The sequence below is a fragment of the Streptomyces sp. AC512_CC834 genome (assembly GCF_019049325.1).
Lineage (GTDB): Bacteria > Actinomycetota > Actinomycetes > Streptomycetales > Streptomycetaceae > Streptomyces.
In genome coordinates, this window is the sequence record NZ_JAGMUO010000097.1 from 504,211 (window position 1) to 526,028 (window position 21,818).

Sequence of the window (21,818 nt, forward strand, 5' to 3'; positions counted from 1 at the left end):
CATCCCGCATCCCCTCACCCCCCACCCGGCGCGCGAACCAGGACGACAAGGACACAGGGCGGCACGATGAGCGAGTTGGTCCCCGGGGGCAACGTCCCTCTGCCGGACGGTCCCGTGAGCGTACGGGTGCCCGGCGGCTTCGACGTGTCGGCGCTGGTCACGGACGACGCCGGCAAGGTCGGCGGCGACGAGGACTTCGTCTTCTACAACCAGCCGCGGGCACCCGGCGCCCGGCTGAGCGAGGACACGCTCACCGTCGATCCCGCACGACTGCGCCCCGGTGCCACCCGGGTGACGGTGGCGGCCGGCCCCTCGGACCCCGGCACGGCGCTGAGCGCGCTCCCCTCCCCCACCGTCCATGTCACCGACGCCCGCGGCCGGACCGTGACCCGGTTCACCCCCGCGCGTCCCGGGCGGGAGACCCTGCTGCTGCTCGTGGAGTTCTACCGGCGTGGCGGGGGCTGGAAGTTGCGCGCCCTGGGGCAGGGGTACGCCGACGGGCTGGCCGGTCTCGCCCGGGACTTCGGGGTGGAGGTCGAGGACGACGCCCCGGCCCCCGCCGAGGCACCGACGCCACCCGCGGCCGACAGCGACAGCGACGCCGACGCCGACGGCTATCTGAGCCTGGTCAACTCCGCCCGGTCCACCGCCGGTTCACGTCCCGTCCGCGCCGATTCCCGCCTGGTCTCCGCGGCCCGCGCGCACGCCGCCGCCATGGCCGCCGCGGGGACGCTGAGCGTCGAGACGCGGGACGGTGTCTCGGTCCACCAGCGCGTCGTCCGCGCCGGGTTCACGTATCTCACCGTCGGCGAGCACCTGGTCTCCGGCCCGCGTACGCCCGCCGAGTTCGTCGCGTACTGCCTGGGCACCGAGCGCACCCGGCACACGCTGCACGGCGCCGCCTTCACGCACGCCGGGTGGGGGTACGTCACCGGCGGCCCCTCCGGCGACACGTACTGGACCGCGCTGTGGGCCGTGCCGCTCACCCCGGACGGCCTGGCCCGCACGACGGCGGAGGTCGTCGACCTCACCAACCGGCGGCGGGCCGCGGCGGGACTGCCGGCCCTGGCCGTCGACACCCGGCTGACCGCCGCCGCGCAGGCACACAGCGCGGACATGGTGAACCGCGACTTCTACTCGCACACCGACCCCGACGGCGGCAAGCCCTGGGACCGGGCCGCGGCGGCGGGCGCCGACCGGCGGACGGTCGGCGAGAACATAGCGTGCGGCCAGCGCTCCCCCGCCGACGTGGTCGAGGGCTGGATGAACAGCCCCGGGCACCGCGCCAACATCCTCAAGGGCGACTTCACGCACATCGGCGTCGGCCTGGCCGGCGGCGGCCGGGCGGGCACGTACTGGACGCAGCTCTTCGGCGGCTGAAGGATGCCCCCATGAAGGGTGACCTCTTTTCCAGCGAGCACATGGTGCAGCCCGCGACCGCGCCGGGCATGACCGTCGAGAACTCCAAGTGCATCCGTTACGCGGTGAACGGCGAGATGCTGGCCCGGCAGGGCGCGATGATCGCCTACCGGGGCAGTCTCCAGTTCGAACGCAAGGGCCAGGGCGTGGGCGGCATGCTCAAGCGCGCCGTCACCGGGGAGGGGCTGCCGCTGATGGCGGTGCGCGGGCAGGGCGAGGCCTGGTTCGCGAACGAGGCCCAGAACTGCTTCGTCGTCGAGGTCGAGCCCGGCGACGAGTTCACGGTCAACGGCCGCAACGTCCTGTGCTTCGACGCGTCGTTGTCGTACCGCATCGCCACCGTGAAGGGCTCCGGCATCGCGGGCGGCGGACTGTTCAACAGTGTCTTCACGGGGCAGGGCAGGCTGGGGCTGGTGTGCGAGGGCAGCCCGCTGGTCATCCCGGTCTCGCACCAGTACCCGGTCTACGTCGACACGGACGCGATCGTCGGCTGGTCCGCCGGTCTCGCGACCTCTCTGCACCGTTCGCAGTCCATCGGCTCGATGCTGCGCGGCGGTTCCGGGGAGGCCGTCCAGTTGGTGCTCCAGGGCGAGGGCTTCGTCGTCGTACGGCCGAGTGAGGCGCCGCCGCAGAAGACACAGCAGCACTGAGACACTCGCGAGGAGCGCGGATCACCGCCCGCGCCGGAAGGAAGAAGGAAGACTGCCTTGATCGGGATCACGGAGATCGAAGCCGCGGCCGAGCGGATCGCCCGACATGTCGTACGCACCCCGACCGTGCCCAGCCCCGGGCTGTCCGCGCTGCTCGGCGTCCCGGTCACCGCGAAGCTGGAACTGCTCCAGCGCACCGGCTCGTTCAAGGCGCGCGGCGCGACGGCGAAGCTGCTGTCGCTGACCGAGGCCGAGCGGGCCGCCGGCGTCGTCGCGGTCAGCGGCGGCAACCACGGCATCGCGGTGGCGGTCATGGCCGCCGCCCTCGATGTGAAGGCCACGGTGGTCATGCCGCGTACGGCGCCCGCCCGTTCCGTGGAGATCGCCGAGGAGGCGGGCGCGCTGGTGCGGCTCACCGAGGGCATGGACAGCGCCTTCGCGCTCGTCACCCGGCTCCGGGAGGAGGGGCTGACCCTGGTCCACCCCTTCGACGACCCGGTGGTGATCGCGGGGCAGGGCACGGTGGGACTGGAGTTCGCCGAGGACGCCGGGCAGCTCACCGACGTGCTGGTGAGCATCGGGGGCGGCGGCCTGATCGCGGGCGTGGCGGCGGCGCTGCGGGCGCTGCGGCCCGGCGTGCGGATCTGGGGCGTGGAGACCGAGGGCGCCGAGGCCATGTCCCGGGCGCTGGCGGCGGGCGGACCGCTCGCGGTGCCGCTGTCCTCCTTCGTCACGACGCTCAGCGCCCCGTCCGTCTCGCAGGTGACGTACGACCATGTGTCCGAGCTGGTCACCGAGGTGCTCGTGGTGCCGGACCGGGAGGCCGTCGAGGGTTCGCTCGCGCTCGCCGAGCACGCGAAGGTGTGGACCGAGCCGGCCGCCGGCTGTCTGCTGCCGGCGGCCCGGCGCGTGGTGGAGCGGGTGGGGGACGACGCGCGGATCGGGCTCGTGGTGTGCGGAGGCAACGCCACCGTCGCCGACATGACGGCGTGGACCGACCGCTTCGGACTGAGCTGACGTCCGCCCGGCCGGGACCGGCTGCTCGCCCGCACGGCCGCTTTCCCCGTACACCCCGCGGTCGCACGCGTGTTCGCCGCTTTTGAAGAAGGGTCAGAAACAGGGCGGGGAGGCGCGTTCGCTGAACGCACCCCCGCCCTCTCGACGTACCTCTGGGCAAGCCGAGAGCCGGCGGTGCGAACGAGGGATGGCCATGGGCAGGGCGCGCGTCTCCACACACGAGTTGATCGCCGGACGGTATCGCCTGCTCGAGGTCGTCCACCGCGAGACGAACCGTGTCTGCTGGTCCGGGGAGGACGCCACAACGGGCCGCCCGTGCCTGGTCACACAGCTCGCGCTGCCTCAGGAGCAGGCGGGCGAGGCCGCCCGCCGGGCCACCGGCCGGGTGATCCGCACCGGCGAGACCATGGCGTCACTGTGCCCGGGGCGGGTCGCCGCGGTGCTCGACGCGGTGGTGACGGACGACACGCTGTGGACCATGACGGAGTGGATCGGCGGTGTTCCGCTCGGTGACCTCCTCGACCGGCACGGCACGTTCAACTACGCGCGGGCGGCGCGCATCGGTCTGGAACTGCTGGCCGTGCTGGAGATGGCGCACAGCCAGGGTGTGACGCACGGGGAGCTGAGCCCGGGCCAGGTGTTCGTGCGCGAGGAGGGCCCCGTCGTCGTCACGGGCTTCGGGCTGGCCGGCGCCACCCTCGCCCCACGCCTCGCCGCACCCTCGTACGCCTCGCCCGAGCAGGCCCGCGACGAGCGGATCGGGCCCGCGGCCGACCTGTGGACGCTGGGCGCGATCCTCTACACGATGGTCGAGGGCCGCCCGCCGTTCCGTGACCGGGGACGTCCCGAGGCGACGCTGAAGGGCGTGGACCGGCTGCCGCTGCGCACGCCGGTGCGCGCCGGTCCGCTCACCCAGGCCGTGCAGGGGCTGCTGCGCAAGAACTCCCGGGAGCGGCTGACCCGCCCGGTGGTGCGCGAGGCCCTCACCCGGGCGCTGACGGAGGATCGCGCCGCGACCGTGCGTGAGGTGCCCCGCCCGCGGCTGCGCGGCGTGTACCGCGCCGCCCGGCGGCGGGCGAGCGGCGACTGGAGCCGGCGGACCATGGCCGCCGGGACCGCGCTGGCCGTCGTCACGATCACGGTCGCGGTCCTCGCCGTCACCGAAGGGCTCCCCGGCACGGGTGGCGGTTCCGCCACGGGCGCCCGGCAGCGTCCCTCGGCCCCGGCCGCCACGCCCACCGAAGCCGCCCCCTCCTCTCCCTCCTCTCCCTCCGCCCGGCCGAGCGCGAGCGCTTCGCCGTCGGAGCCGGGCGCCGCCTCCTCCGTGCCGGCCGGGTTCCGCCGCTACGACGCGCCGGAGGGCTTCTCCGTCGCCCTTCCCGGAGGCTGGTGGCGACTGGACACCTCGCGCGTACCGGGGGGCGCGTACCGGGTGGTCTTCGGCACGTCGGGCGATCCGCGCACCCTCGCGGTCACCTACAGCGAGCGCGCGGGCGCGGACCCGGTGGCGGTCTGGCGCGACGACGTCGAGCCCGGTCTCGAACGCTGGGGCGGCTACCGGCGGATCGGCGAGATCCGGGCGACCACCTACCGGGGGCGCGAGGCGGCCGACATGGAGTGGCTCACCCGGGACGACGGCACCCGGATCCGCACCTTCGGCCGCGGCTTCCTGCTCGGCGGCGGCCGCAGCTTCTCGCTGCGCTGGACGACGCCGGCGGGCGACTGGGACGACACCGCGAACGAACGGGCGCTCGCCGCCTTCCTCGGGACCTTCCAGGAGGACGCCGCCTGATGCGACTGGCACGCCACGAAACCCGGGAACGGGCGAATCATCCGGACGACTGAGCATCTTGCCGGTGGGCGGGGTACTAGAGGGCTCTAGGTCCGCTCCCCTGGAGGCTCCGTGAAGACCGTCGTGCACAAGACCCTGGTCGTGCAGCTCCAGGCGGGCGAGGCCGCCGAACGGTTCCCCGTGCTCGCCCACTTCGGTTACGAGGCGGCGGACCCGTTCGCCCTCACCGTGGTCTTCAGCCATGACGGCCGGGTGCTGGCCCGCTGGACGCTGGACCGGGAGATGGTGGCCGAGGGGCTCACCCGCCCGGTCGGCGTGGGCGACGTGCGGCTGCGGCCCGAGTCGCGGGGCATGTGGGACGAGCTGCGCATCGAGCTGCTGGGCGACGACCGGTCCGACGGGGACCGCCATCGCGCCGTGGTGTTCGTGTGGGCCGCGGCGGTCGAGGCCTTCCTGCGCGAGACGCACACGGTGGTCCGCCCCGGGAGGGAACAGGTCCGCGTCGACGACTTCCTCGCCGAGCTGATGGCGGAGGGCTGAGAGCTGAGAGCTGAAGACTCAGGGCTGAGAGCTGAGGTCGGCCGCGGAGCCTCAGCGTTCAGCCTGCCGTGTGCCGGTGCCGGGTCCACAGGGGGATCGCGAACCAGCACAGCAGGTACCAGATCACCACGCCGGTCACGAGGTAGGGCACGAAGCCGTTGTGGGTCGCGACGCGCAGGATCAGCAGGAGCGAGCAGGCCGTCGTCGCGAGCAGCAGCACCAGGCCGAGCACGGTCATCCGGGAGGCCCACCGCACCGCCTGCGGCTTCACGCGCCGTCCGGAGACGAGGCGGTGCAGGGACACCGGTCCGATCAGGGCCCCGGTCGTCACGGCGCCGAGCACGACCGTAATCAGGTAGATCGTCTGATCGGTGTCCGAGAGGTGCTCGTACTTCGGCTGGAACACGACGGTGAGCAGGAAGGCGAACAGGATCTGCACACCCATCTGGGCGACGCGGACCTCCTGGATCAGCTCCGTCCACATCCGGTCCGCCCGCTCCTCCTCGCTCTCGTCGCGGCCCTTGCGCCGGCTCGAGCCGGCCGCCGAATCCGAGTCCGTCACTGTTCCTCCCGGTGACCGTCGCCTGCGACCCCTGCCCCCTGCTCCCTCTTCTCCCTCTTCCCGGGATCGCCGTACTCAGGCGCGGGCACCGGGGCGGCGGCGCCCGGTCCGGGTGACCGGGGACGGTTGCCGGGTCGGGGCCCGCCGCCTACCAGCGGCCCTCGACCTGGTCCTTGACCCGGCGGTCGTAGAGGTCGCGGATCGCGGCGAGGGTGTCGTCGGACAGCTCCGGCAGCCGGGCCGCGTCGCTGTTGGCGCGGGCCTGCTCGGGCGAGCGGGCGCCCGGGATCACGGTCGTCACACCGGGCTGCTGGACGATCCAGCGCAGCGCGAGCTGGGCCGGGGTGTATCCCTCGGGGGCGAGCGCGGCGAACTGGGCGGCGGCCTCCACGCCGGTGGCGAAGTCGACGCCGGAGAAGGTCTCGCCCTGGTCGAAGGCCTCACCGTGCCGGTTGAAGTTCCGGTGGTCGTTGGCGGCGAAGACCGTGTCCTTGGTGTACTTGCCGGACAGCAGGCCGGACGCCAGCGGCACCCGGGCGATGATGCCGACGCCCGCCTCCCGGGCGGCCGGCAGCACCTCGCGCAGGGGCTTCATCCGGAACGGGTTGAGGATGATCTGCACACTGGCCACGTTCGGCCGGGCGATCGCGGTCAGGGCCTCGGCGCAGGTCTCCACGCTGACGCCGTACGCGGCGACGCGCTCCTCCTCGACCAGGGTGTCCAGGGCGTCGAACACCTCGTCGGTGGAGTAGACGGGGGTCGGCGGGCAGTGCAGTTGCACCAGGTCGAGCCGGTCGACGCCGAGGTTGCGGCGGGAGCGGTCGTTCCAGGCGCGGAAGTTGTCGAGGACGTAGTTCTGCGGGATCTGCTCGAGCCGGCGGCCCATCTTGGTGGCGACCAGCACATGCAGGTCGGGCCTGCTCGCGAGGAAGGTCGCGACGGTCTGCTCGCTGCGGCCGTCGCCGTAGACGTCCGCCGTGTCGAAGAAGGTCACCCCCGACTCGGCCGCCGTCTCCAGCACCGCGAGGGCTTCCTTGTCGTCGACGTCTCCCCAGTCGGCGCCCAGTTGCCAGGTGCCGAGGCCGATCACCGACGCGTGCTGGTCCGACCTGTCGAAAGTGCGCTCGTCCATGGCGTCAGTCTGTCACCCGCGGTGCGTGGGCACCTCGTGGGTACGCCCGGAGCGGCCCGGCCGGTCGCCGGTGGCGAGTCTGCGTGCCTGCATGGTGGCCGCGAGCCTCGGTCCCAGCCGGCGCTTGAGCCGGCGCAGTGTCTCCAGTCGCCCGGCGGCCCGGTCGAGCCGGTAGTACAAGCGGGGCGGGACGTAGGGCAGCAGGGGCGAGTGGCGCTGGCCGAGCAGGGCGAACATCTGCTCCGGCGGCAGGTGGAGGTAGCGGGGCAGGTTCTCGTACCACTGGGCGCTGTGGCGGGCCGCGCTCTGCACCGGCAACAGGGCTGTCCTGCGTTCGCGTTCGTAGCGGGCGAGGGCGTCCGGGAGGGTGGCCCGCTCGTGCAGCGCCGTGGACAGCGCCATGGCGTCCTCCAGGGCGAGCGTGGTGCCGGCGCCGATGGAGTAGTGCGTGGTGTGGGCGGCGTCGCCGAGCAGGACGAGGTTGCCGCGGGACCAGGTGCGGTTGGTGACGGTGCGGAAGGTGGGCCACGGGGTGCTCGCCCGGCCGGAGGACCGCGCGGTGAGCGGGTGTCCGTCGAGTACGTCGGCGAAGAGTTTCTCCAGCAGGTTCAGTCCCTCGGCCTCGTCGGCCCGGTCCAGGCCCAGGCCGCTCCAGGTCCCGGGCGCGCACTCGACGACGCAGGTGCTGCCCTCGGGGCCGAACCCGTAGCCGTACGCCCAGATCCAGCCGTGGTCGGTCTCGACGAAGGCGAAGGTGAAGGCGTCGAAGACCTTGGTGGTGCCGAGCCACACGTAGTGGTCGCGTCCGGCCCGGATCTCGGTGCCGAAGTGGTCGGCGTGCCGGGTGCGCAGCGCGCTGCCCGCCCCGTCGGCCGCCACCACGAGGTCGGCGGCGGGCGGGTTCGCGCCGGTGATCGGGTGCTCGAACTCCAGGCGTACGCCCAGGGAGCGGGCGCGTGCGGCGAGGATCGCGAGGAGCCGGTGCCGGCCGATGCCGAAGCCCTCGTCGCCGTGGTGCCGGGTGGCCCGGTCGCCCACGTGGGCGACGCCGTCCCGCCAGCGTACGGAGTGCTCCTCGACGGCGCGCGCGGACTCGGGGTCGTACTCCTGCAGCCGGTCGAGCAGCGTGCGCCAGTAGGTGACGCCCCAGCCGTAGGTGGAGCCCTCCGGGTCGCGTTCGTACACGGTGATGTCGTGGGACGGGTCCTGCCGCTTCAGCAGGATGGACAGATACAGTCCGGCGGGCCCACCGCCGACGCAGGCGACCTTCACACGCACCCCTGGTATGCACTCGGCATGCAATCAGCACGCACTCATTGCACTCATTGCACTCATTGCGGTTATTCGGGGACGCAGAGTAGCAAGGGGGAGGGTGCGGACCGGTGCCACACGGCCGTGGGCCGACGCGGGTTACCCGGCGGCCACCGCGCGGCACTCCGGGTGGCCCCAGCCCTGGTCGTTCTTGGCGATGGACTCGCCGGCCGCGTACGAGCGGCCGCACATGCAGCGCCCGGGGAACTTCGCCTTGAGGGTGCGGGCCGAGGCGCCGCCGCCCTTGCGGGCCGTGCCGGGCGCCCGGCGCGGTGCCTTCCGGGCCGCGGGGACGTCCGGTGCGGGCGGCGGCTGAGGGGAGCCGAGGCCGCTGCCCGCGGGCTCCTGGACCACGGCGGCCTGGCTGGCTGCGCGGTCGGCGAAGTCGTTGAGCCGGTCGCCGTCGACCTGGTGGGCGGGCACGTAGCGGAAATCGACCGAGCGGCCGTCGAGCAGCTCGTCGATGCGCACGACCAGCTCCTGGTTGGCGACCGGCTTGCCGGCTGCCGTCTTCCAGCCGTTGCGCTTCCAGCCGGGCAGCCAGGTGGTGACGGCCTTCATGGCGTACTGCGAGTCCATGCGGACCTCCAGCGGTACGCCGGGGTCGGTCGACGCCAGCAGGCGCTCCAGCGCCGTGAGTTCGGCGATGTTGTTGGTGGCCCTGCCGAGCGGGCCGGCCTCCCAGCGGACCGGGCTCTCGGACGCGTCGGCGACCACCCAGGCCCAGCCGGCCGGACCCGGGTTTCCCTTCGAGGCGCCGTCGCACGCGGCCACTACACGTTCACGCATGCGCCCGATCATGCCATGGCCCGGCGGGGTGCCGGGACAGGGTTCAGGAGACGTCCGCGACCTTGGGCATCTCCCCTTCGGCCGTCGTGATGTCGATCACCGAGAAGCTCGCCCCCTGCGGGTCGCTGAGCGCCGCGAAGCGGCCGAACGGGGTGGTCGTCGGACCGAACCGCAGGACGCCGCCGAGCTTCGTTGCGCGGGCCACCGCGTCGTCGCAGTCGGTGACGGTGAAGTAGACGTTGATGTAGGGCGGCACCTCGGGCGGGAAGTCCTCGGTCATGGCCATGCGGCCCAGGACGGTGCGCTCGCCCAGGTCGAAGAGGCGGAAGTCCACCTGGTCGTCCTGCATCTGCTTCGCCGTGTAGGAGAAGACCTCGGGGAAGAAGGCGTCCGACTTCCCGGGCTCGCGGGTGAAGACCTCGGCCCAGCAGTACGCGCCGGGCTCGGCCATCGCCTCGAAGCCCTCGTGGGCGTCGCCCTGCCAGACGCCGAAGACGACGCCGCCCGGGTCCCGGGCCAGGCACATGGTGCCGAAGTCGCCGACCCGCATCGGCTCCAGCAGCAGTTCGCCGCCGGCCTCGCGGATCCGGCCGGCGGTCGCCGCCGCGTCCGGGGAGGCGAAGTAGAGACACCACTGGGACTGGTCCTCCTGGCCGGGCGGGGGCGGAACCACAGCGGCCACCGCCTTGCCGTCCGCGTAGCACTGGGTGTAGTCGCCGAACTCCGACGACGACTCGCCGAAGGTCCAGCCGAGGACGTCGCCATAGAAGCTCTTGGCTCCCTCGACGTCGGTGAACATCGCGTCGGCCCAGCAAGGGGCCCCTTCGGGTTGCACGGCCATGGCTGCCGCCTCCTGTGCGGACGAACGGTCGGGAACGGTTCGGTTTCTCACGCTAGCCATCCCGTCCCCGCCCCGCGCGCCGGCGGCGGGTCACTCCCCGGCGTACGCCTGCTCCAGCGCGGCGATGTCGAGCTTGCGCATCGACATCATGGCCTTGTTGGCGCGCGCCACCTTCGCGGGATCCGGGTCGCGGAACATCTCCTCGAGCCGGCTCGGGACGACCTGCCAGGACACGCCGAAGCGGTCCTTGACCCAGCCGCAGGGGCCGTCCTCGCCGCCGCCCTCGGTGAGCCTGGTCCAGTAGTGGTCGACCTCGTCCTGGTTCTCGCAGGTGATCTGGAAGGAGATCGCCTCGTTGAACTTGAACTCCGGGCCGCCGTTGAGGGCGACGAACTTCTGGCCGTTGGCCGTGAAGTCGACGGTGAGCACGGAGCCGGCGGGCTGGGGCGCCCCCTCGGGGTAGTGGGTGACGGCGCCGATGCCGGAGTTCTTGAAGAGGGAGACGTAGAAGTGGGCGGCCTCCTCGCCCTGGCCGTCGAACCAGAGACACGTGGTGAATCCGTCGGTGCTCATGACTACCTCCTGGGCGTGGAACACGGTCACCACTGTCGACCGGCGCGGGCCGCGGAACTCATCGCTCTGCTGGTGGCGAATCTGCCGCGGGCAGAGAAAGCCCCGGCCGGGGCCGCGGCGGGCGGAGAGTGGACGAACCGCGGCCCCATCGGCCGCGAACCACCCCTCTACGACCCTCTGCGAACGCCATGACCCAAGACCGCCACGACTCGACAAGGAGCGTCGATGTCTCCACTCATCGCCGGCCCGTTCCCGGCCGCACTTCCCCGGGCGGAGGAGGGCGAGACCCCCGCGACCCGGTTCGACGACCAACTCGCCGCGCAGTTGCTCGCGCAGCGGATCGTGCTGCTGGGCACACAGGTCGACGAGGTCTCCGCGAACCGGGTCTGCGCCCAGTTGCTGATCCTCTCCGCGGAGGACTCGCGCACCGACATCAGCCTGTACGTCAACAGCCCGGGCGGCTCCGTGCACGCGGGGCTCGCCATATACGACACGATGCGGCTGATCCCCAACGACGTCTCCACGCTCGCCATGGGGTTCGCCGCCAGCATGGGGCAGTTCCTGCTCAGCGTCGGTGCGGCGGGCAAGCGCTACGCCCTGCCGAACGCGCGGGTCATGATGCACCAGCCGTCGGCGGGCATCGGCGGCACCACCGCCGACATCGAGATCCAGGCGGACAACCTGGACTTTACCAAGCGGACCATCGAGCGGATCACCGCCGAGCACACCGGGCAGAGCCCGGAGACCATCTCCCGGGACGGGGACCGCGACCGCTGGTTCACGGCCGAGGAGGCCAGGGAGTACGGAATGGTGGACCAGGTCGTGCAGTCCCTCGCGGACGTGCGGCCGGCCGCCACCAGGCGACGGATGGGGCTGTGACATGGGGAGCTACACGATTCCGAACGTCGTCGAGCGTACCCCGCAGGGCGAGCGGTCCTACGACGTGTTCAGCCGGCTGCTGTCGGAGCGGATCATCTTCCTGGGGACCGACATCGACGACGGCGTGGCCAACGTCGTGATCGCGCAGCTCCTCCATCTGGAGTCGTCGGCCCCGGAGCGCGAGATCGCCGTCTACATCAACTCCCCCGGCGGCTCGTTCACGTCGCTGATGGCGATCTACGACACGATGACGTTCGTGCAGGCGCCGATCTCGACGTTCTGTGTCGGGCAGGCGGCGTCCACGGCGGCCGTGCTGCTGGCGGGCGGTGATCCCGGACGGCGGTTCGTGCTGGAGCACGCGCGGGTCCTGCTGGGGCAGCCGGCCAGCGGCGGACGCCAGGGGACGGTCTCCGACCTGGCGCTCCAGGCCAAGGAGATGGTGCGGATCCGCTCCCAGGTGGAGGAGGTGCTGGCCCGGCACACGCACCACGACGTCGCGACGCTGCGCGCGGACATGGACCGCGACAAGGTGTTCACCGCCGAGGAGGCGGTGGCGTACGGGCTGGCGGACGAGGTGCTGGCGCGGCGCCTGGCGCGGGTGTGAGAGACCGGGCCGGCGTCCCGCCTCGGCGGGGCGCCGGCCCGTGCGTGCTCCAGGGGCCGGACAGGTCCTGGGCGAGTCCCAGGCGTGTCCTAGGCGGCCAGGCACATCCCGTCGAACCGGGTGCCGGAGGTGCCCCGGCCCGGTCCTCGCGTGCCGGTGTGCCGGGAGGTGAGACGGAGCAACTCCCCCTGGGCCCGGGCCAGCAGGTCGCCCAGGCCAAGTCCGAGGGCGCCCGCGGCGGCGGCCAGCACCTCCGAGGACGCCTCTTTGCGGCCGCGCTCCACCTCCGACAGGTACGGCATGGAGATCCGGGCGCTCTGCGCGACCTCCTTCAGCGTGCGCTCCTGGTCGAGGCGTTCACGCCGCAGGACGTCCCCGACCAGATCCCGCCACAGGGGCTCCCGGACGGTGGGCGGCCTCCGCTCCGGGGGAACCGGCGGGGCGGCGGGACGGGCTCCGGGGCGCGCGGCCTGCGGGCGCAGCGGAATGACGCGGGCTTCGTTCGGCACGTGGCTGGTCACCTCCACAGCCTAGGATCCCGGTCGCCGCACGGAAGGGCGCGGCGTTCCGCCCTCAGGGAAATCCGGGGCAGTTCCCGGGTGCGGGACACCACGCGCGGGGCTACGCTCAATACGGGAGGCATGTGCTGCCGCGACCCGGGTACCCGCAAGCGGGAAGAGCCTAGGGAGACGTCGAATCGTGACTTTCGTGGGAGAGGCAATGGAGACCGCCGTGGTCCGGCCGAAGGCGCAAGTTGTCGAGAAAGCCGCCGGGGGCGGGACGGATGACGGATCGCTGCACGGATCACTGCGGGGTGTGATCGACCCCCGCACCGTGGCACCGCGTGACGCGCGGCAGCTCTCCCGCCAGTTCTTCCGGCGTCTGACGGAGCTCGAAGAGGGCACGCACGAACACCAGTACGCGCGCAACACGCTGATCGAGATGAACATGTCGCTCGTGCGGTTCGCCGCCGGCCGCTTCCGGGGCCGCGGGGACGACATGGAGGACATCGTCCAGACCGGCATGATCGGTCTGATCAAGGCCATCGACCGCTTCGAGCTGTCGCGCGAGGTCGAGTTCACGTCCTTCGCGCTGCCGTACATCGTCGGTGAGATCAAGCGGTTCTTCCGGGACACCACCTGGGCGGTGCACGTGCCGCGGCGGCTTCAGGAGCTGCGCGTGGAGCTGGCCAGGGCCCGCGAGGAGCTCTCCTCCCGCCTGGACCGCGAGCCCACCGTCGCTGAACTCGCCACGCTGATGAACATCGGCGAGACCGAGGTGGTCGAGGGCCAGATCGCGTCCAACGGCTACAACTCCTCGTCGCTGGACGCCGCGCTGACCGGTGACGGGCCCGAGAACGGCGAGTCGGTGCTGGCCGACTTCATCGGTGTGGAGGAGGACGGGCTGCGGCTCGTCGAGGACTTCCACTCGCTGGCCCCGCTGATGGCCGAGCTGAGCGAGCGCGACCGTCGGATCATCCACATGCGGTTCGTGGAGGAGGCCACCCAGGCGGAGATCGGTGAACAGCTCGGCTGCTCGCAGATGCACGTCTCCCGGCTGATCAAGCGGATCATCACCCGGCTGCGCGAGGGCATGCTGGGCGAACTCGGCTGCGCCTGACGGCGCCACTGTCCCGCGCCGCACGTCGGCCGGTGCCCTTCACCCCTCCGCTTCACCCCTCCGCTTCACCCCTCGGTGAGGGGCACCACGGCCCGGACGCGCTTGCCGACGGGGACGCGTTCGACGACGACCGTCGCCACCAGGGCGTGCACGATCTCCAGTCCGTGCCGGCCGACGCGTTCGGGGTCCCGGGGGAAGCGCTCGGGCACGGCGCCGCTGCTGTCGTAGACGGTCACCGCCACCGAGGCGCCAGTCCCCTCCAACTCCAGGATGTACGGGCCCCTGCTGTGCCGGTCGGCGTTGGTGACCAGCTCGCTCACCACCAGCAGTACGGCGCCGTCGGCGCGCGGGCCGATCGTGGCGCACCACTCGGTCCTCAGTTGGTCGAGGAAGAGCGAGGCGAAGGAACGGGCCTCGGCTATGCATCCCGGCTCACCGGAGTAGTGTGCCGCCCGCCTCAGCGGTTCAACGGGTACGTCGAAACCAGTCGGAATCACTGCCCCGTCCAGGTACTCGGTCATGCGTTTCTCTCTCGGAAGCCGGACTGGCCGGACGCTGCTGCACCAGTCCTCGTACCCCGACCCGCGCCGCGCAGTCCCCGTCTCTTCGTAGTGCGGGCATCGTCACACTGGTGCGGGGAACCCGGAGGTCGGACAAGGGGTGCGATCGGGCGGGAAAGGGCGGTGTGCGATGAACGAACTGATGGCCGCGCGGAGCCTCACCACCCGGCCGGTGGTCACCCTCGGCGGCGACGCCGTCGCCCATGTCAAGGACACCGTATGCGACGCCGACGCGGCCCGGATCACCGGTTTCACCCTGACAGGGCGGGGTCTGCTGTCCGGCCCGCTGAAGGAGGGCCTGCCGTGGACGGCCGTGTACGCGCTGGGCCACGACGCGGTGATGATCCGCGACCGGTGGGACCTGGTGAGCGCGGCGGCGATGACGGCGCACCAGCAGTTGCTGCGGGCCCGGGTGCTGGGGGCGACGGTACTGACCGAGGCGGGCGTCGAGATCGGCACGGTGCTCGACGTCGTGGTCGAGGGCGGCACCGGCGGGCGCGTCGTCGGCTTCCGGGTGGCGGCGAGCCGGCGGTTCGTGCCGGGCCACACCCGGCACCGTCGGCGGGTCTACGTGCCGCGCGGCGAGACGCTCACGGTGTCCGGCCGCACCCTCGTCCTTCCCGAGGGCGCGGTCCGGCACGTCGCGGACGACCTGCCGGGCTTCGGCGCCCTCCTCGGCGGCGTGCCCGGCCGGTGGAAGGGCTCACTGCCGTGATGCTGTTCACCGAGGTGCGCGGGCTGCCGGTGGTGGCGCCGGACGGGGCCGGGCCGCTCGGCACCGTGACGTCCCTGACCGTCGACATCGCGTCCGGCACGGTGAGCCATGTCCGGCTCCGCGGCAGCCGCTTCGGCCGTCCTACGGCGCTGCCCTGGGACGCGGTGCACACGTTCGGGCCCGGCGCCGTCCGGGTCCGGTCCACCGGCGCCGTCGAGCCGGTGCGGCCCCACCACGACCTGCTGGGCCGCCGGATTCTCACCGACACGGGCGCCGAGCACGGCACGGTGCTTGACGTGGCGTTCGACACCCGGACCGGCCGGCTCCTCGCGGTCTTCACCACCCGCGGCGAACTGTCGGCCGACCGCCTGCTGGGCCTCGGCGACTACGCCCTGGTCGCCCGGACGGGCTGACCCCGGGCCGGTCCGCCCGGGCCGGTCCGCCCGGGACGCGGAACGCTGTCGTCCGACGCGGACGGACCTGTCGGCGGGCGCGCACGGCGGGGACTGCTTAGCGTGACAGCGTGAGTTCGCGAACCACATGGGACCCTTCCGGCCGGGCGGTCGCCCGTCACGGCTGGGCGCGGGCCCTGGCAACGGTGCTGGCCGGGCTGGTAGCCATGGGGGCCGTGGCAGCACTCGGGCTGTGGGCGGCCGGGGCCGCGGACCTGCCCGACAACGCCTTTCCCCGGGTCGTCGTGGCGACCGTCGTCACCGCGGTGGGCGGCGCGGTCGAGATGTCCGGCGACGCGGACGGGCTGGCCGACACCGACGCGGGGCTGACGGTGATGCCGCTGTCCGTCACCCTGACCGGCGCGCTGGTGATCGCCTGGGGCTTTCTGCGGCCGCTGCGCCACCGGGCCGTCGCCGGCGCCCCGGAGCTGGCGGGCTGGGCCGGGCGGATCGCCTTCCTGTGGCTGCTCGCCCTTCTCGGGATGGCCTTCGCCGCGCGGCAGACCTTCGAGGTCTCCCTCGGGGAGGGCGTGCTGAGCGACCTCGGCGACCTGTTCGGCGTCACCCCGAGGGTCGGTTTCACCACCGACGTGCCGCTGACCGTCCTCTTCGGGCTGTTGTGGCTGGCGGGGGTGCTCGTCGTGGCCCTGCTGGTCTCGCGGGGAGCGCCGCTGCCCGGGCGGCTGCCGCGGCTGCGGACGTGGGTACGGACGTCGGTGCGGCCGGCCGCGTACGCGATGGTCGCGCTGCTGCTCGCCTACGTGGTCCTCGGCGTCGTCGTCGCCCTGGTCGTCACCGGGACACGGGGGCATCCGGCGGACACCCTCGCCGTACTGCTGCTCGGGCTGCCGAACCTGGCGTGGCCCGCGCTCACGATCGGCCTCGGGGCGACGTGGAACGGGCGCGTGGAGGGGCCGTTCGGGCTGCCGATGCCGCAGGTGCTCGACGAGGTGCTGCGCACGCCGGACGTCTCGGCCGTGAACGTGGGCACGCTCGCCGAGCGCGACGGGCGGATGTGGTGGCTCCTGGTCGCCGCGGCGGTCCTGGTCCTGGCGGCCGGGTTCCTCATGGCGTGCCGCTCCCCGGCCGGGACACCGGCCTGGCCGCATGCCCTGCGGATGGCCGTGGCGCTGGCGCTCACGGTCCTGATGATCGGCCTCGTCGGCCGGATCTCCGCCCACTACGGGCTGTCCGTGCTCGGCATCGGCGATCTGGGCGGCGGGCTGTCCGGGCGCTTGTTCCTGCGGCCGCGACTGTGGGGTGCGGTCGGTCTCGCCCTGCTGTGGGGGCTGGTCGCCGGGTTCCTGGGCGCCCTGCTCGCGCGGTGGGTGGGCCGGCGGGCCGGCCGGGCCCGGTCCTAGGGGTGCCCCGGGGGTGTCCCAGGCGTGTCCCGGGGGCGCTTCGCAAGGTGTTCAGGCGACGGGGACGACCAGCGGCCGGGAGGCTCGCTGCATGCGCAGCGCGTCCACGGACTCGGCCATCAGCTCGTACTCGGTGGTCTCGTCGCTGGTCGCGAGGAGCACCAGCCGACCCGCGGCCAACTCGTCGGCGACCAGTTCCTGTTCGGTGTCGTCGGCGCACCAGGTGCGCAGGATGCGCGGCACGTCGGGCGCGTCGTCGGCGACGGGAGTCAGGGCGCCGCGCGGTAAGTGGGGGGAGTCGGGCTGCGGATCCAGCCGCTCGGCGATCCAGGACGCCCGGTCGCGCAGCCACCACAGGGCCAGGGCCAGGGTGGGGGCCCGGTAGGTTCCCAGCGGAACACCGATTCGCCGGCCGTCACAGACGCCGTAGGCGGTGACATGGCACAGGAACTCGTCGTGCACTGCTACCCTCCCCCGTCACCCAGCCCGCCTGCCGGTCGGGTATGGCGTCCGTGCGGCTCGTGTGCTGTGCGTGAGGGCGCTGTCGCATGGTGTGAGAGGCCCTAGTGGTGAGTATGTTCACTACTGAACCACTGTCACCATGAATTTCCGGCCAGTCTCCTGGCATATTCACGGCGATTGATGGCCGAAACGCTGCGCCGCGCCGCCCTGGTCCGCGGCCGTGGTTCGGCGCCCTCGACAGACGGCCGCCCGCACGGCCACGCGACCCGGTGCCATGACCCCGGGGGTAATCGACGGGTCCGACGGGCGCGGGCATGGTTGCGGTACCGGGTCGCAGAGACGCGAATCCGGTCCCTCACCAGCACACCGTCCCGCCATGGAGGCTGATCGCCGTGTCCGCACCCACCCGTCGCTACGAGGACGCCGTCGCCCGCTACTTCGAGGCCTGGAACGCCGGGCCGGACGCGCGGGCCAAGGCGGTCGCCGCGGCCTGGACCAATGACGGCGGCTACACCGACCCCCTGGCCGAGGCCCGCGGCCACGAGCAGATCGCTGCCGTGATCACGGCGGCGCACGAGCAGTTCCCCGGCTTCGTCTTCCGGCTGTCCGGTGCCGTGGACGGGCACCACGACACGGCGCGCTTCTCCTGGGAGCTGGTGAGCGAAGCCGGGGGCACCCCCTCTGGGGGAGACTCTGCGCCGGTGGCCGGGTCCGACGTGGTCACGCTGGACGACGAGGACCGGTTCCGGGACGTCCACGGCTTCCTGGACCGGGTGCCCGAGGGGGCGTGAGGGCGCCGCGACGGCAGCACCGAGTCCCGGAGGCGGCGGCCCGCCTCCGGGACTCGGGTGTGTCCTGCCGGGTGTGCTTTACCGGGTGTGGCCTATCGATGGACGATCTTGTCGATGCGGGCCAGTTCGTCGGCGTCGAAGTCGAGGTTGCCGATGGCCGCGACGCTGTCCTCGAGCTGCCGCGGGCTGCTCGCGCCGACCAGGGCGGAGGTCACGCGGCCCGCGCGCAGCACCCACGCCAGCGCGAGCTGGGCCGGTGTCTGGCCGCGGGACCTGGCGATCTCGTCCAGGGCGCGCAGCTTGCCGACCAGTTCCTCGGTGACGGCGTCGGAGTTCAGGAAGGGGCTGTCGCTCGCGGCGCGCGAGTCCTCCGGGATGCCGTTCAGATAGCGGCCGGTCAGCAGGCCCTGCTCCAGGGGGGAGTAGGCGATGGAGCCGACCTTCAGCTCGTCGAGGGTGTCCAGCAGGCCGCCGGTCTCGGGCCGGCGGTCGAGCATGGAGTAGCGCGGCTGGTGGATCAGCAGCGGGGTGCCCAGCTCGGCGAGGATGCGGGCGGCCTCGCGGGTCTGCTCCGGCGAGTAGTTGGAGACGCCGACGTACAGCGCCTTGCCCTGCCGCACCGCGGTGTGCAGCGCGCCCATCGTCTCCTCCAGGGGAGTCTCCGGGTCGGGGCGGTGGGAGTAGAAGATGTCGACGTAGTCCAGGCCCATCCGGGTCAGGCTCTGGTCGAGCGAGGACAGCATGTACTTGCGCGAGCCCCACTCGCCGTACGGGCCGGGCCACATCAGGTAGCCGGCCTTGGTGGAGATGACCAGTTCGTCGCGGTACGGCGTGAAGTCGGCCTTCAGTGCCTCACCGAGCGCGGACTCGGCGGCGCCGGGGGGCGGGCCGTAGTTGTTGGCGAGGTCGAAGTGGGTGACGCCGAGGTCGAAGGCGCGGCGCAGGATGGCGCGCTGGGTCTCGACGGGGCGGTCCGGGCCGAAGTTGTGCCACAGGCCGAGCGAGAGCGCGGGGAGCTTCAGGCCGCTGCGTCCGGTGCGCCGGTAGGGCATCTCCGCGTAGCGGTCGGGGTGTGCGGTGTACAACACGACTCCAGAGGGGTTGGCCCCGAGGTACGGGGCTTGGGTGGAACCGGAACCGTCCTCCACTCTGGCGTGACCTGCGTGCAGTGGTCCAACAGAAGAATCCGATGGGATTGCGCGGTTACGCTTCTCAATCATGGAACTGCGTCATCTTCAGCATTTCGTGGCGGTCGCCGAGGACCAGCACTTCACCCGCGCGGCGGAACGGCTGCTGGTGTCCCAGTCCGGCCTGTCGGCGTCCATCCGGGCGCTGGAGCGGGAGCTGCGGGCGCCGCTGTTCGTGCGCACGACCCGCCGGGTGACGCTGACGGAGGCCGGGCGGGCGCTGCTGGACGAGGCGCGGCGGATCCTCACCCAGGTGCGGTCGGCGCACGAGGCGGTCGCCGCGGTGCAGGGGGTGCTGCGCGGGACGCTGTCGCTGGGCGCCGAACAGTGCATCGCCGGGGTGCCGGTGGCCGGGCTGCTGGCCGGGTTCCGGCGGCGCCACCCCGACGTGGAGATCCGGCTGCGGCAGGCGGGCTCGGGTGAGCTGGCGGAGGAGGTGGCGGCGGGGCGGCTCGACCTCGCCTTCGCCTACCGGACGCAGGCCGACACCGACCAGTTGCGTTCGGTCTCGCTGGCCGGCGAGCCGATGACGGTGCTGTGCCACCCGGAGCACCGGCTCGCGGCGGACGGCGCGGTGCTCACCCCGCACGATCTCGCCGACGAGGTGTTCGTCGACTTCCACCCGGACTGGGGGCCGCGCCGGGTCACCGACGCCGTCTTCGCCGCGGCGGGTGTACGGCGGACCGTGCCGCTGGAGGTGAACGACGTGCACGGCCTGCTCGACCTGATCGACGAGAACCTCGGCATCGCGGTGGTGCCGCGGCACTTCCGGCACAAGCGGGCCGCCCTCACCTCGCTGCCGCTGAAGGACGCCGGCGGGACGGAGTACGAGACCATCGCGCTGCTGCCGCCCGCGCAGGCCACCAGCCCGGCGGCGCGGGCGCTGATGGGGCTGCTGGAGACCTGAAGCGCGTGAACGGGGGTGCGTGAACGGGGAGCGCGGGCGGGCGGACTGCGCGATGGTGGACGTATGCATGCGAAGGACATCCTCATCGAGGGCTACGCCCGTATCCAGGAAGAAGTCCACGCCGCCGTCGAGGGCCTGGACCCCGACGGCCTCAACGCCCGGCCCGCCGACGACGCCAACTCCGTCGCCTGGCTGGTCTGGCATCTCACCCGCGTCCAGGACGACCACGTCGCGGACGCCTTCGGGCTCGACCAGATCTGGCTCACCGGGGAGTGGGAGAGGCGCTTCGCCCTCGGCCTGCCCCGCCAGGACACCGGGTACGGCCACAGTCCCGCCGAGGTCGCGAAGGTGCGGGTCGACTCGGGCGACCTGCTGACGGGGTATTACGACGCCGTGCACGAGCAGACGCTCGGGGCCCTGCGTTCCCTGGCCGCCAAGGACCTCGAGCGGGTCGTGGACGCCACCTGGGATCCGCCGGTCACGCTGGCCGTGCGGCTGGTCAGCGTCCTGTCCGACGATCTCCAGCACGTCGGACAGGCCGCCTATGTTCGAGGGCTCGTTCAGAGCGCGGACGCGTAGCCCGGCAGGACCACGTCCTCGATGAGGGCGTTGCGCTCGTCGAACGGGACGAAGGCGCTCTTGAGGGCGTTCACCGTGACCGTGCGCAGGTCCTCGACACTCCAGCCCGCCTGCTCGACCAGCAGGGACATCTCGCGCGTCATCGTCGTGCCGGAGACGAGGCGGTTGTCGGTGTTGAGGGTGACGCGGAAACCGAGGTTCTTGAGCGCGGTGATCGGGTGCTCGGCGATCGAGGTGGCGGCGCCGGTCTGGAGGTTGGAGGTCGGGCACATCTCCAGGGCGACGCGGCGGTCGCGCACCCAGGAGGCGAGCCGGCCGAGCTTGCCCGCCGCGAGGTCGGGGATGTCGTCGGTGAGGCGCACTCCGTGGCCGATGCGCTGGGCGCCGCACACCTGGAGGGCCTGGTGGATGCTGGGCAGGCCGTGCGCCTCGCCGGCGTGGATGGTGAACGGCACGTTCGCGCGCCGCAGGTGCTCGAAGGCGTCGAGGTGGTCGGCGGGCGGGAAGCCGTCCTCGGCGCCGGCGATGTCGAAGCCGACGACACCGGCGTCCCGGAAGGCGACCGCGAGGCCTGCGGTCTCCCGGACCCGGTCGAACATCCGCATCCCGCACAGCAGGGTGCCGACCCGGACCGGGGTGCCCGCTGCCGCCGCCTTGGCCATGCCTGCCGCCAGTCCCTCCTGGACGGTCTCGACGACCTCGGCGAGGGTCAGCCCGCCGCCGGTCATCAGCTCGGGGGCGTAGCGGACCTCGCCGTAGACGACACCGTCGGCGGCGAGGTCGAGGACGTACTCCTCGGCGGTGCGCAGCAGGCCCTCGCGGTTCTGCATGACGGCGAGGGTGTGCTCGAAGGTGGCGATGTAGCGCACCAGGTCACCGGAGTTGGCGGCCTCGAAGTACCAGGCGGCCAGCGCGTCGGGGTCGGTGGTGGGCAGGGTGTGGCCGACGCTCTGTGCGAGCTCCACGACGGTCGCGGGGCGCAGGCCGCCGTCGAGGTGGTCGTGGAGGACCGCCTTGGGGAGGCGGCGGAGGGTCTCGGTGTCTATGCGCGTAGATGACATGTGCGGTGGTTCCT

25 protein-coding genes are annotated in these 21,818 nt (G+C 72.6%); 14 read left to right on the forward strand and 11 right to left on the reverse strand.

Annotated elements, in window-relative coordinates; all coding sequences use genetic code 11:
* Window positions 1–66: 66 nt before the first annotated feature.
* The 5 genes from KUM40_RS29810 (at window position 67) to KUM40_RS29830 (ending at window position 5,418) form a co-directional block, all read left to right on the forward strand.
* On the forward strand, window positions 67–1,380 hold the full coding sequence (locus KUM40_RS29810) for a CAP domain-containing protein (protein WP_217169297.1): 1,314 nt from the start codon (window positions 67–69) through the stop codon (window positions 1,378–1,380).
* A gap of 11 nt (window positions 1,381–1,391) precedes the next feature.
* The gene (locus tag KUM40_RS29815; protein ID WP_217169298.1) at window positions 1,392–2,069 is read left to right on the forward strand and encodes an AIM24 family protein; all 678 of its coding nucleotides are present in this window, start codon (window positions 1,392–1,394) and stop codon (window positions 2,067–2,069) included.
* A gap of 57 nt (window positions 2,070–2,126) precedes the next feature.
* Window positions 2,127–3,086 (forward strand): threonine/serine dehydratase, encoded by a 960-nt coding sequence (locus KUM40_RS29820; protein ID WP_217169299.1) that lies wholly within the window; start codon window positions 2,127–2,129, stop codon window positions 3,084–3,086.
* A gap of 187 nt (window positions 3,087–3,273) precedes the next feature.
* Window positions 3,274–4,878, forward strand: a complete 1,605-nt coding sequence (locus KUM40_RS29825; protein WP_217169300.1) for a serine/threonine-protein kinase — start codon at window positions 3,274–3,276, stop codon at window positions 4,876–4,878.
* A gap of 111 nt (window positions 4,879–4,989) precedes the next feature.
* Entirely contained in the window at window positions 4,990–5,418 is a 429-nt protein-coding gene (locus tag KUM40_RS29830) for an SsgA family sporulation/cell division regulator (protein WP_217169301.1), read from the forward strand.
* 58 nt (window positions 5,419–5,476) lie between these two features.
* Here KUM40_RS29830 and KUM40_RS29835 read toward each other — a convergent pair whose 3' ends face one another.
* The 6 genes from KUM40_RS29835 to KUM40_RS29860 all read right to left on the reverse strand — a co-directional run bounded on the left by KUM40_RS29835 (window position 5,477) and on the right by KUM40_RS29860 (window position 10,626).
* A complete protein-coding gene (locus KUM40_RS29835) occupies window positions 5,477–5,980 on the reverse strand; it encodes a DUF6328 family protein (protein WP_217169302.1) in 504 nt (167 codons plus the stop codon).
* 148 nt (window positions 5,981–6,128) lie between these two features.
* Window positions 6,129–7,112 (reverse strand): aldo/keto reductase, encoded by a 984-nt coding sequence (locus tag KUM40_RS29840; RefSeq protein WP_217169303.1) that lies wholly within the window; start codon window positions 7,110–7,112, stop codon window positions 6,129–6,131.
* Between the two features lie 12 nt (window positions 7,113–7,124).
* Window positions 7,125–8,390, reverse strand: coding sequence for an FAD-dependent monooxygenase (locus KUM40_RS29845; RefSeq protein WP_217169304.1), 1,266 nt, complete (start codon window positions 8,388–8,390; stop codon window positions 7,125–7,127).
* A 132-nt stretch (window positions 8,391–8,522) separates the two neighbouring features.
* On the reverse strand, window positions 8,523–9,224 hold the full coding sequence (locus tag KUM40_RS29850; protein WP_217169305.1) for a ribonuclease H: 702 nt from the start codon (window positions 9,222–9,224) through the stop codon (window positions 8,523–8,525).
* A gap of 31 nt (window positions 9,225–9,255) precedes the next feature.
* Entirely contained in the window at window positions 9,256–10,053 is a 798-nt protein-coding gene (locus KUM40_RS29855) for a VOC family protein (RefSeq protein WP_217169306.1), read from the reverse strand.
* Window positions 10,054–10,143: 90 nt separating this feature from the next.
* Complete coding sequence (locus KUM40_RS29860; protein ID WP_217169307.1) at window positions 10,144–10,626, reverse strand: VOC family protein; 483 nt, start codon at window positions 10,624–10,626, stop codon at window positions 10,144–10,146.
* A 225-nt stretch (window positions 10,627–10,851) separates the two neighbouring features.
* Here KUM40_RS29860 and KUM40_RS29865 point away from each other — a divergent pair, with 225 nt between their 5' ends.
* Together KUM40_RS29865 and KUM40_RS29870 are read left to right on the forward strand one after the other, a co-directional pair.
* Window positions 10,852–11,505, forward strand: a complete 654-nt coding sequence (locus tag KUM40_RS29865; RefSeq protein ID WP_217169308.1) for an ATP-dependent Clp protease proteolytic subunit — start codon at window positions 10,852–10,854, stop codon at window positions 11,503–11,505.
* Between the two features lies 1 nt (window position 11,506).
* Window positions 11,507–12,109, forward strand: a complete 603-nt coding sequence (locus KUM40_RS29870) for a ClpP family protease (protein WP_217169309.1) — start codon at window positions 11,507–11,509, stop codon at window positions 12,107–12,109.
* Between the two features lie 89 nt (window positions 12,110–12,198).
* Here the strand turns inward: KUM40_RS29870 and KUM40_RS29875 are convergent, their stop codons facing one another.
* Window positions 12,199–12,630 (reverse strand): helix-turn-helix domain-containing protein, encoded by a 432-nt coding sequence (locus tag KUM40_RS29875; protein WP_217169310.1) that lies wholly within the window; start codon window positions 12,628–12,630, stop codon window positions 12,199–12,201.
* A gap of 199 nt (window positions 12,631–12,829) precedes the next feature.
* Here KUM40_RS29875 and KUM40_RS29880 point away from each other — a divergent pair, with 199 nt between their 5' ends.
* Entirely contained in the window at window positions 12,830–13,729 is a 900-nt protein-coding gene (locus KUM40_RS29880; RefSeq protein ID WP_217169815.1) for an RNA polymerase sigma factor SigF, read from the forward strand.
* Between the two features lie 65 nt (window positions 13,730–13,794).
* Here KUM40_RS29880 and KUM40_RS29885 read toward each other — a convergent pair whose 3' ends face one another.
* Window positions 13,795–14,250: an ATP-binding protein gene (locus KUM40_RS29885; RefSeq protein WP_217169311.1), complete on the reverse strand. Its 456-nt coding sequence runs from the start codon at window positions 14,248–14,250 to the stop codon at window positions 13,795–13,797.
* A gap of 169 nt (window positions 14,251–14,419) precedes the next feature.
* Here KUM40_RS29885 and KUM40_RS29890 point away from each other — a divergent pair, with 169 nt between their 5' ends.
* The 3 genes from KUM40_RS29890 to KUM40_RS29900 all read left to right on the forward strand — a co-directional run bounded on the left by KUM40_RS29890 (window position 14,420) and on the right by KUM40_RS29900 (window position 16,817).
* On the forward strand, window positions 14,420–15,004 hold the full coding sequence (locus tag KUM40_RS29890) for a PRC-barrel domain-containing protein (protein ID WP_217169312.1): 585 nt from the start codon (window positions 14,420–14,422) through the stop codon (window positions 15,002–15,004).
* On the forward strand, window positions 15,001–15,417 hold the full coding sequence (locus KUM40_RS29895) for a PRC-barrel domain-containing protein (protein WP_217169313.1): 417 nt from the start codon (window positions 15,001–15,003) through the stop codon (window positions 15,415–15,417). The genes KUM40_RS29890 and KUM40_RS29895 overlap by 4 nt, the downstream gene beginning before the upstream one ends.
* A 110-nt stretch (window positions 15,418–15,527) precedes the next feature.
* On the forward strand, window positions 15,528–16,817 hold the full coding sequence (locus tag KUM40_RS29900) for a streptophobe family protein (RefSeq protein WP_217169314.1): 1,290 nt from the start codon (window positions 15,528–15,530) through the stop codon (window positions 16,815–16,817).
* 51 nt (window positions 16,818–16,868) lie between these two features.
* On the opposite strand, the gene KUM40_RS29905 is transcribed toward KUM40_RS29900, so the two are convergent.
* Complete coding sequence (locus KUM40_RS29905) at window positions 16,869–17,279, reverse strand: hypothetical protein (RefSeq protein WP_217169315.1); 411 nt, start codon at window positions 17,277–17,279, stop codon at window positions 16,869–16,871.
* A gap of 392 nt (window positions 17,280–17,671) precedes the next feature.
* Here KUM40_RS29905 and KUM40_RS29910 point away from each other — a divergent pair, with 392 nt between their 5' ends.
* Window positions 17,672–18,070 carry a nuclear transport factor 2 family protein gene (locus KUM40_RS29910; RefSeq protein ID WP_217169316.1) on the forward strand — a complete coding sequence of 133 codons (399 nt, stop codon included), beginning with the start codon at window positions 17,672–17,674 and terminating at the stop codon, window positions 18,068–18,070.
* Window positions 18,071–18,162: 92 nt separating this feature from the next.
* Here the strand turns inward: KUM40_RS29910 and mgrA are convergent, their stop codons facing one another.
* The gene (gene mgrA, locus KUM40_RS29915) at window positions 18,163–19,155 is read right to left on the reverse strand and encodes an L-glyceraldehyde 3-phosphate reductase (protein ID WP_302180911.1); all 993 of its coding nucleotides are present in this window, start codon (window positions 19,153–19,155) and stop codon (window positions 18,163–18,165) included.
* Window positions 19,156–19,288: 133 nt separating this feature from the next.
* Between mgrA and KUM40_RS29920 the strand changes: the two genes are divergently transcribed.
* Both KUM40_RS29920 and KUM40_RS29925 read left to right on the forward strand, forming a co-directional pair.
* Window positions 19,289–20,164: a LysR substrate-binding domain-containing protein gene (locus tag KUM40_RS29920; RefSeq protein WP_217169318.1), complete on the forward strand. Its 876-nt coding sequence runs from the start codon at window positions 19,289–19,291 to the stop codon at window positions 20,162–20,164.
* 63 nt (window positions 20,165–20,227) lie between these two features.
* Window positions 20,228–20,743: a DinB family protein gene (locus KUM40_RS29925; RefSeq protein WP_217169319.1), complete on the forward strand. Its 516-nt coding sequence runs from the start codon at window positions 20,228–20,230 to the stop codon at window positions 20,741–20,743.
* Here KUM40_RS29925 and KUM40_RS29930 read toward each other — a convergent pair.
* Window positions 20,725–21,804: an adenosine deaminase gene (locus KUM40_RS29930; protein WP_217169320.1), complete on the reverse strand. Its 1,080-nt coding sequence runs from the start codon at window positions 21,802–21,804 to the stop codon at window positions 20,725–20,727. The genes KUM40_RS29925 and KUM40_RS29930 overlap by 19 nt on opposite strands.
* Window positions 21,805–21,818 lie beyond the last annotated feature (14 nt).

Excerpts from the sequence above, each read along its gene's own strand:
- KUM40_RS29810 (WP_217169297.1), top strand. The coding sequence starts at position 67 with ATGAGCGAGTTGGTCCCCGGGGGCAACGTCCCTCTGCCGGACGGTCCC.
- KUM40_RS29815 (WP_217169298.1), top strand. The coding sequence starts at position 1,392 with ATGAAGGGTGACCTCTTTTCCAGCGAGCACATGGTGCAGCCCGCGACC.
- KUM40_RS29825 (WP_217169300.1), top strand. The coding sequence starts at position 3,274 with ATGGCCATGGGCAGGGCGCGCGTCTCCACACACGAGTTGATCGCCGGA.
- KUM40_RS29840 (WP_217169303.1), bottom strand. The coding sequence starts at position 7,112 with ATGGACGAGCGCACTTTCGACAGGTCGGACCAGCACGCGTCGGTGATC.
- KUM40_RS29850 (WP_217169305.1), bottom strand. The coding sequence starts at position 9,224 with ATGATCGGGCGCATGCGTGAACGTGTAGTGGCCGCGTGCGACGGCGCC.
- KUM40_RS29855 (WP_217169306.1), bottom strand. The coding sequence starts at position 10,053 with ATGGCCGTGCAACCCGAAGGGGCCCCTTGCTGGGCCGACGCGATGTTC.
- KUM40_RS29860 (WP_217169307.1), bottom strand. The coding sequence starts at position 10,626 with ATGAGCACCGACGGATTCACCACGTGTCTCTGGTTCGACGGCCAGGGC.
- KUM40_RS29865 (WP_217169308.1), top strand. The coding sequence starts at position 10,852 with ATGTCTCCACTCATCGCCGGCCCGTTCCCGGCCGCACTTCCCCGGGCG.
- KUM40_RS29870 (WP_217169309.1), top strand. The coding sequence starts at position 11,507 with ATGGGGAGCTACACGATTCCGAACGTCGTCGAGCGTACCCCGCAGGGC.
- KUM40_RS29880 (WP_217169815.1), top strand. The coding sequence starts at position 12,830 with ATGGAGACCGCCGTGGTCCGGCCGAAGGCGCAAGTTGTCGAGAAAGCC.
- KUM40_RS29885 (WP_217169311.1), bottom strand. The coding sequence starts at position 14,250 with ATGACCGAGTACCTGGACGGGGCAGTGATTCCGACTGGTTTCGACGTA.
- KUM40_RS29890 (WP_217169312.1), top strand. The coding sequence starts at position 14,420 with ATGAACGAACTGATGGCCGCGCGGAGCCTCACCACCCGGCCGGTGGTC.
- KUM40_RS29920 (WP_217169318.1), top strand. The coding sequence starts at position 19,289 with ATGGAACTGCGTCATCTTCAGCATTTCGTGGCGGTCGCCGAGGACCAG.
- KUM40_RS29925 (WP_217169319.1), top strand. The coding sequence starts at position 20,228 with ATGCATGCGAAGGACATCCTCATCGAGGGCTACGCCCGTATCCAGGAA.
- KUM40_RS29930 (WP_217169320.1), bottom strand. The coding sequence starts at position 21,804 with ATGTCATCTACGCGCATAGACACCGAGACCCTCCGCCGCCTCCCCAAG.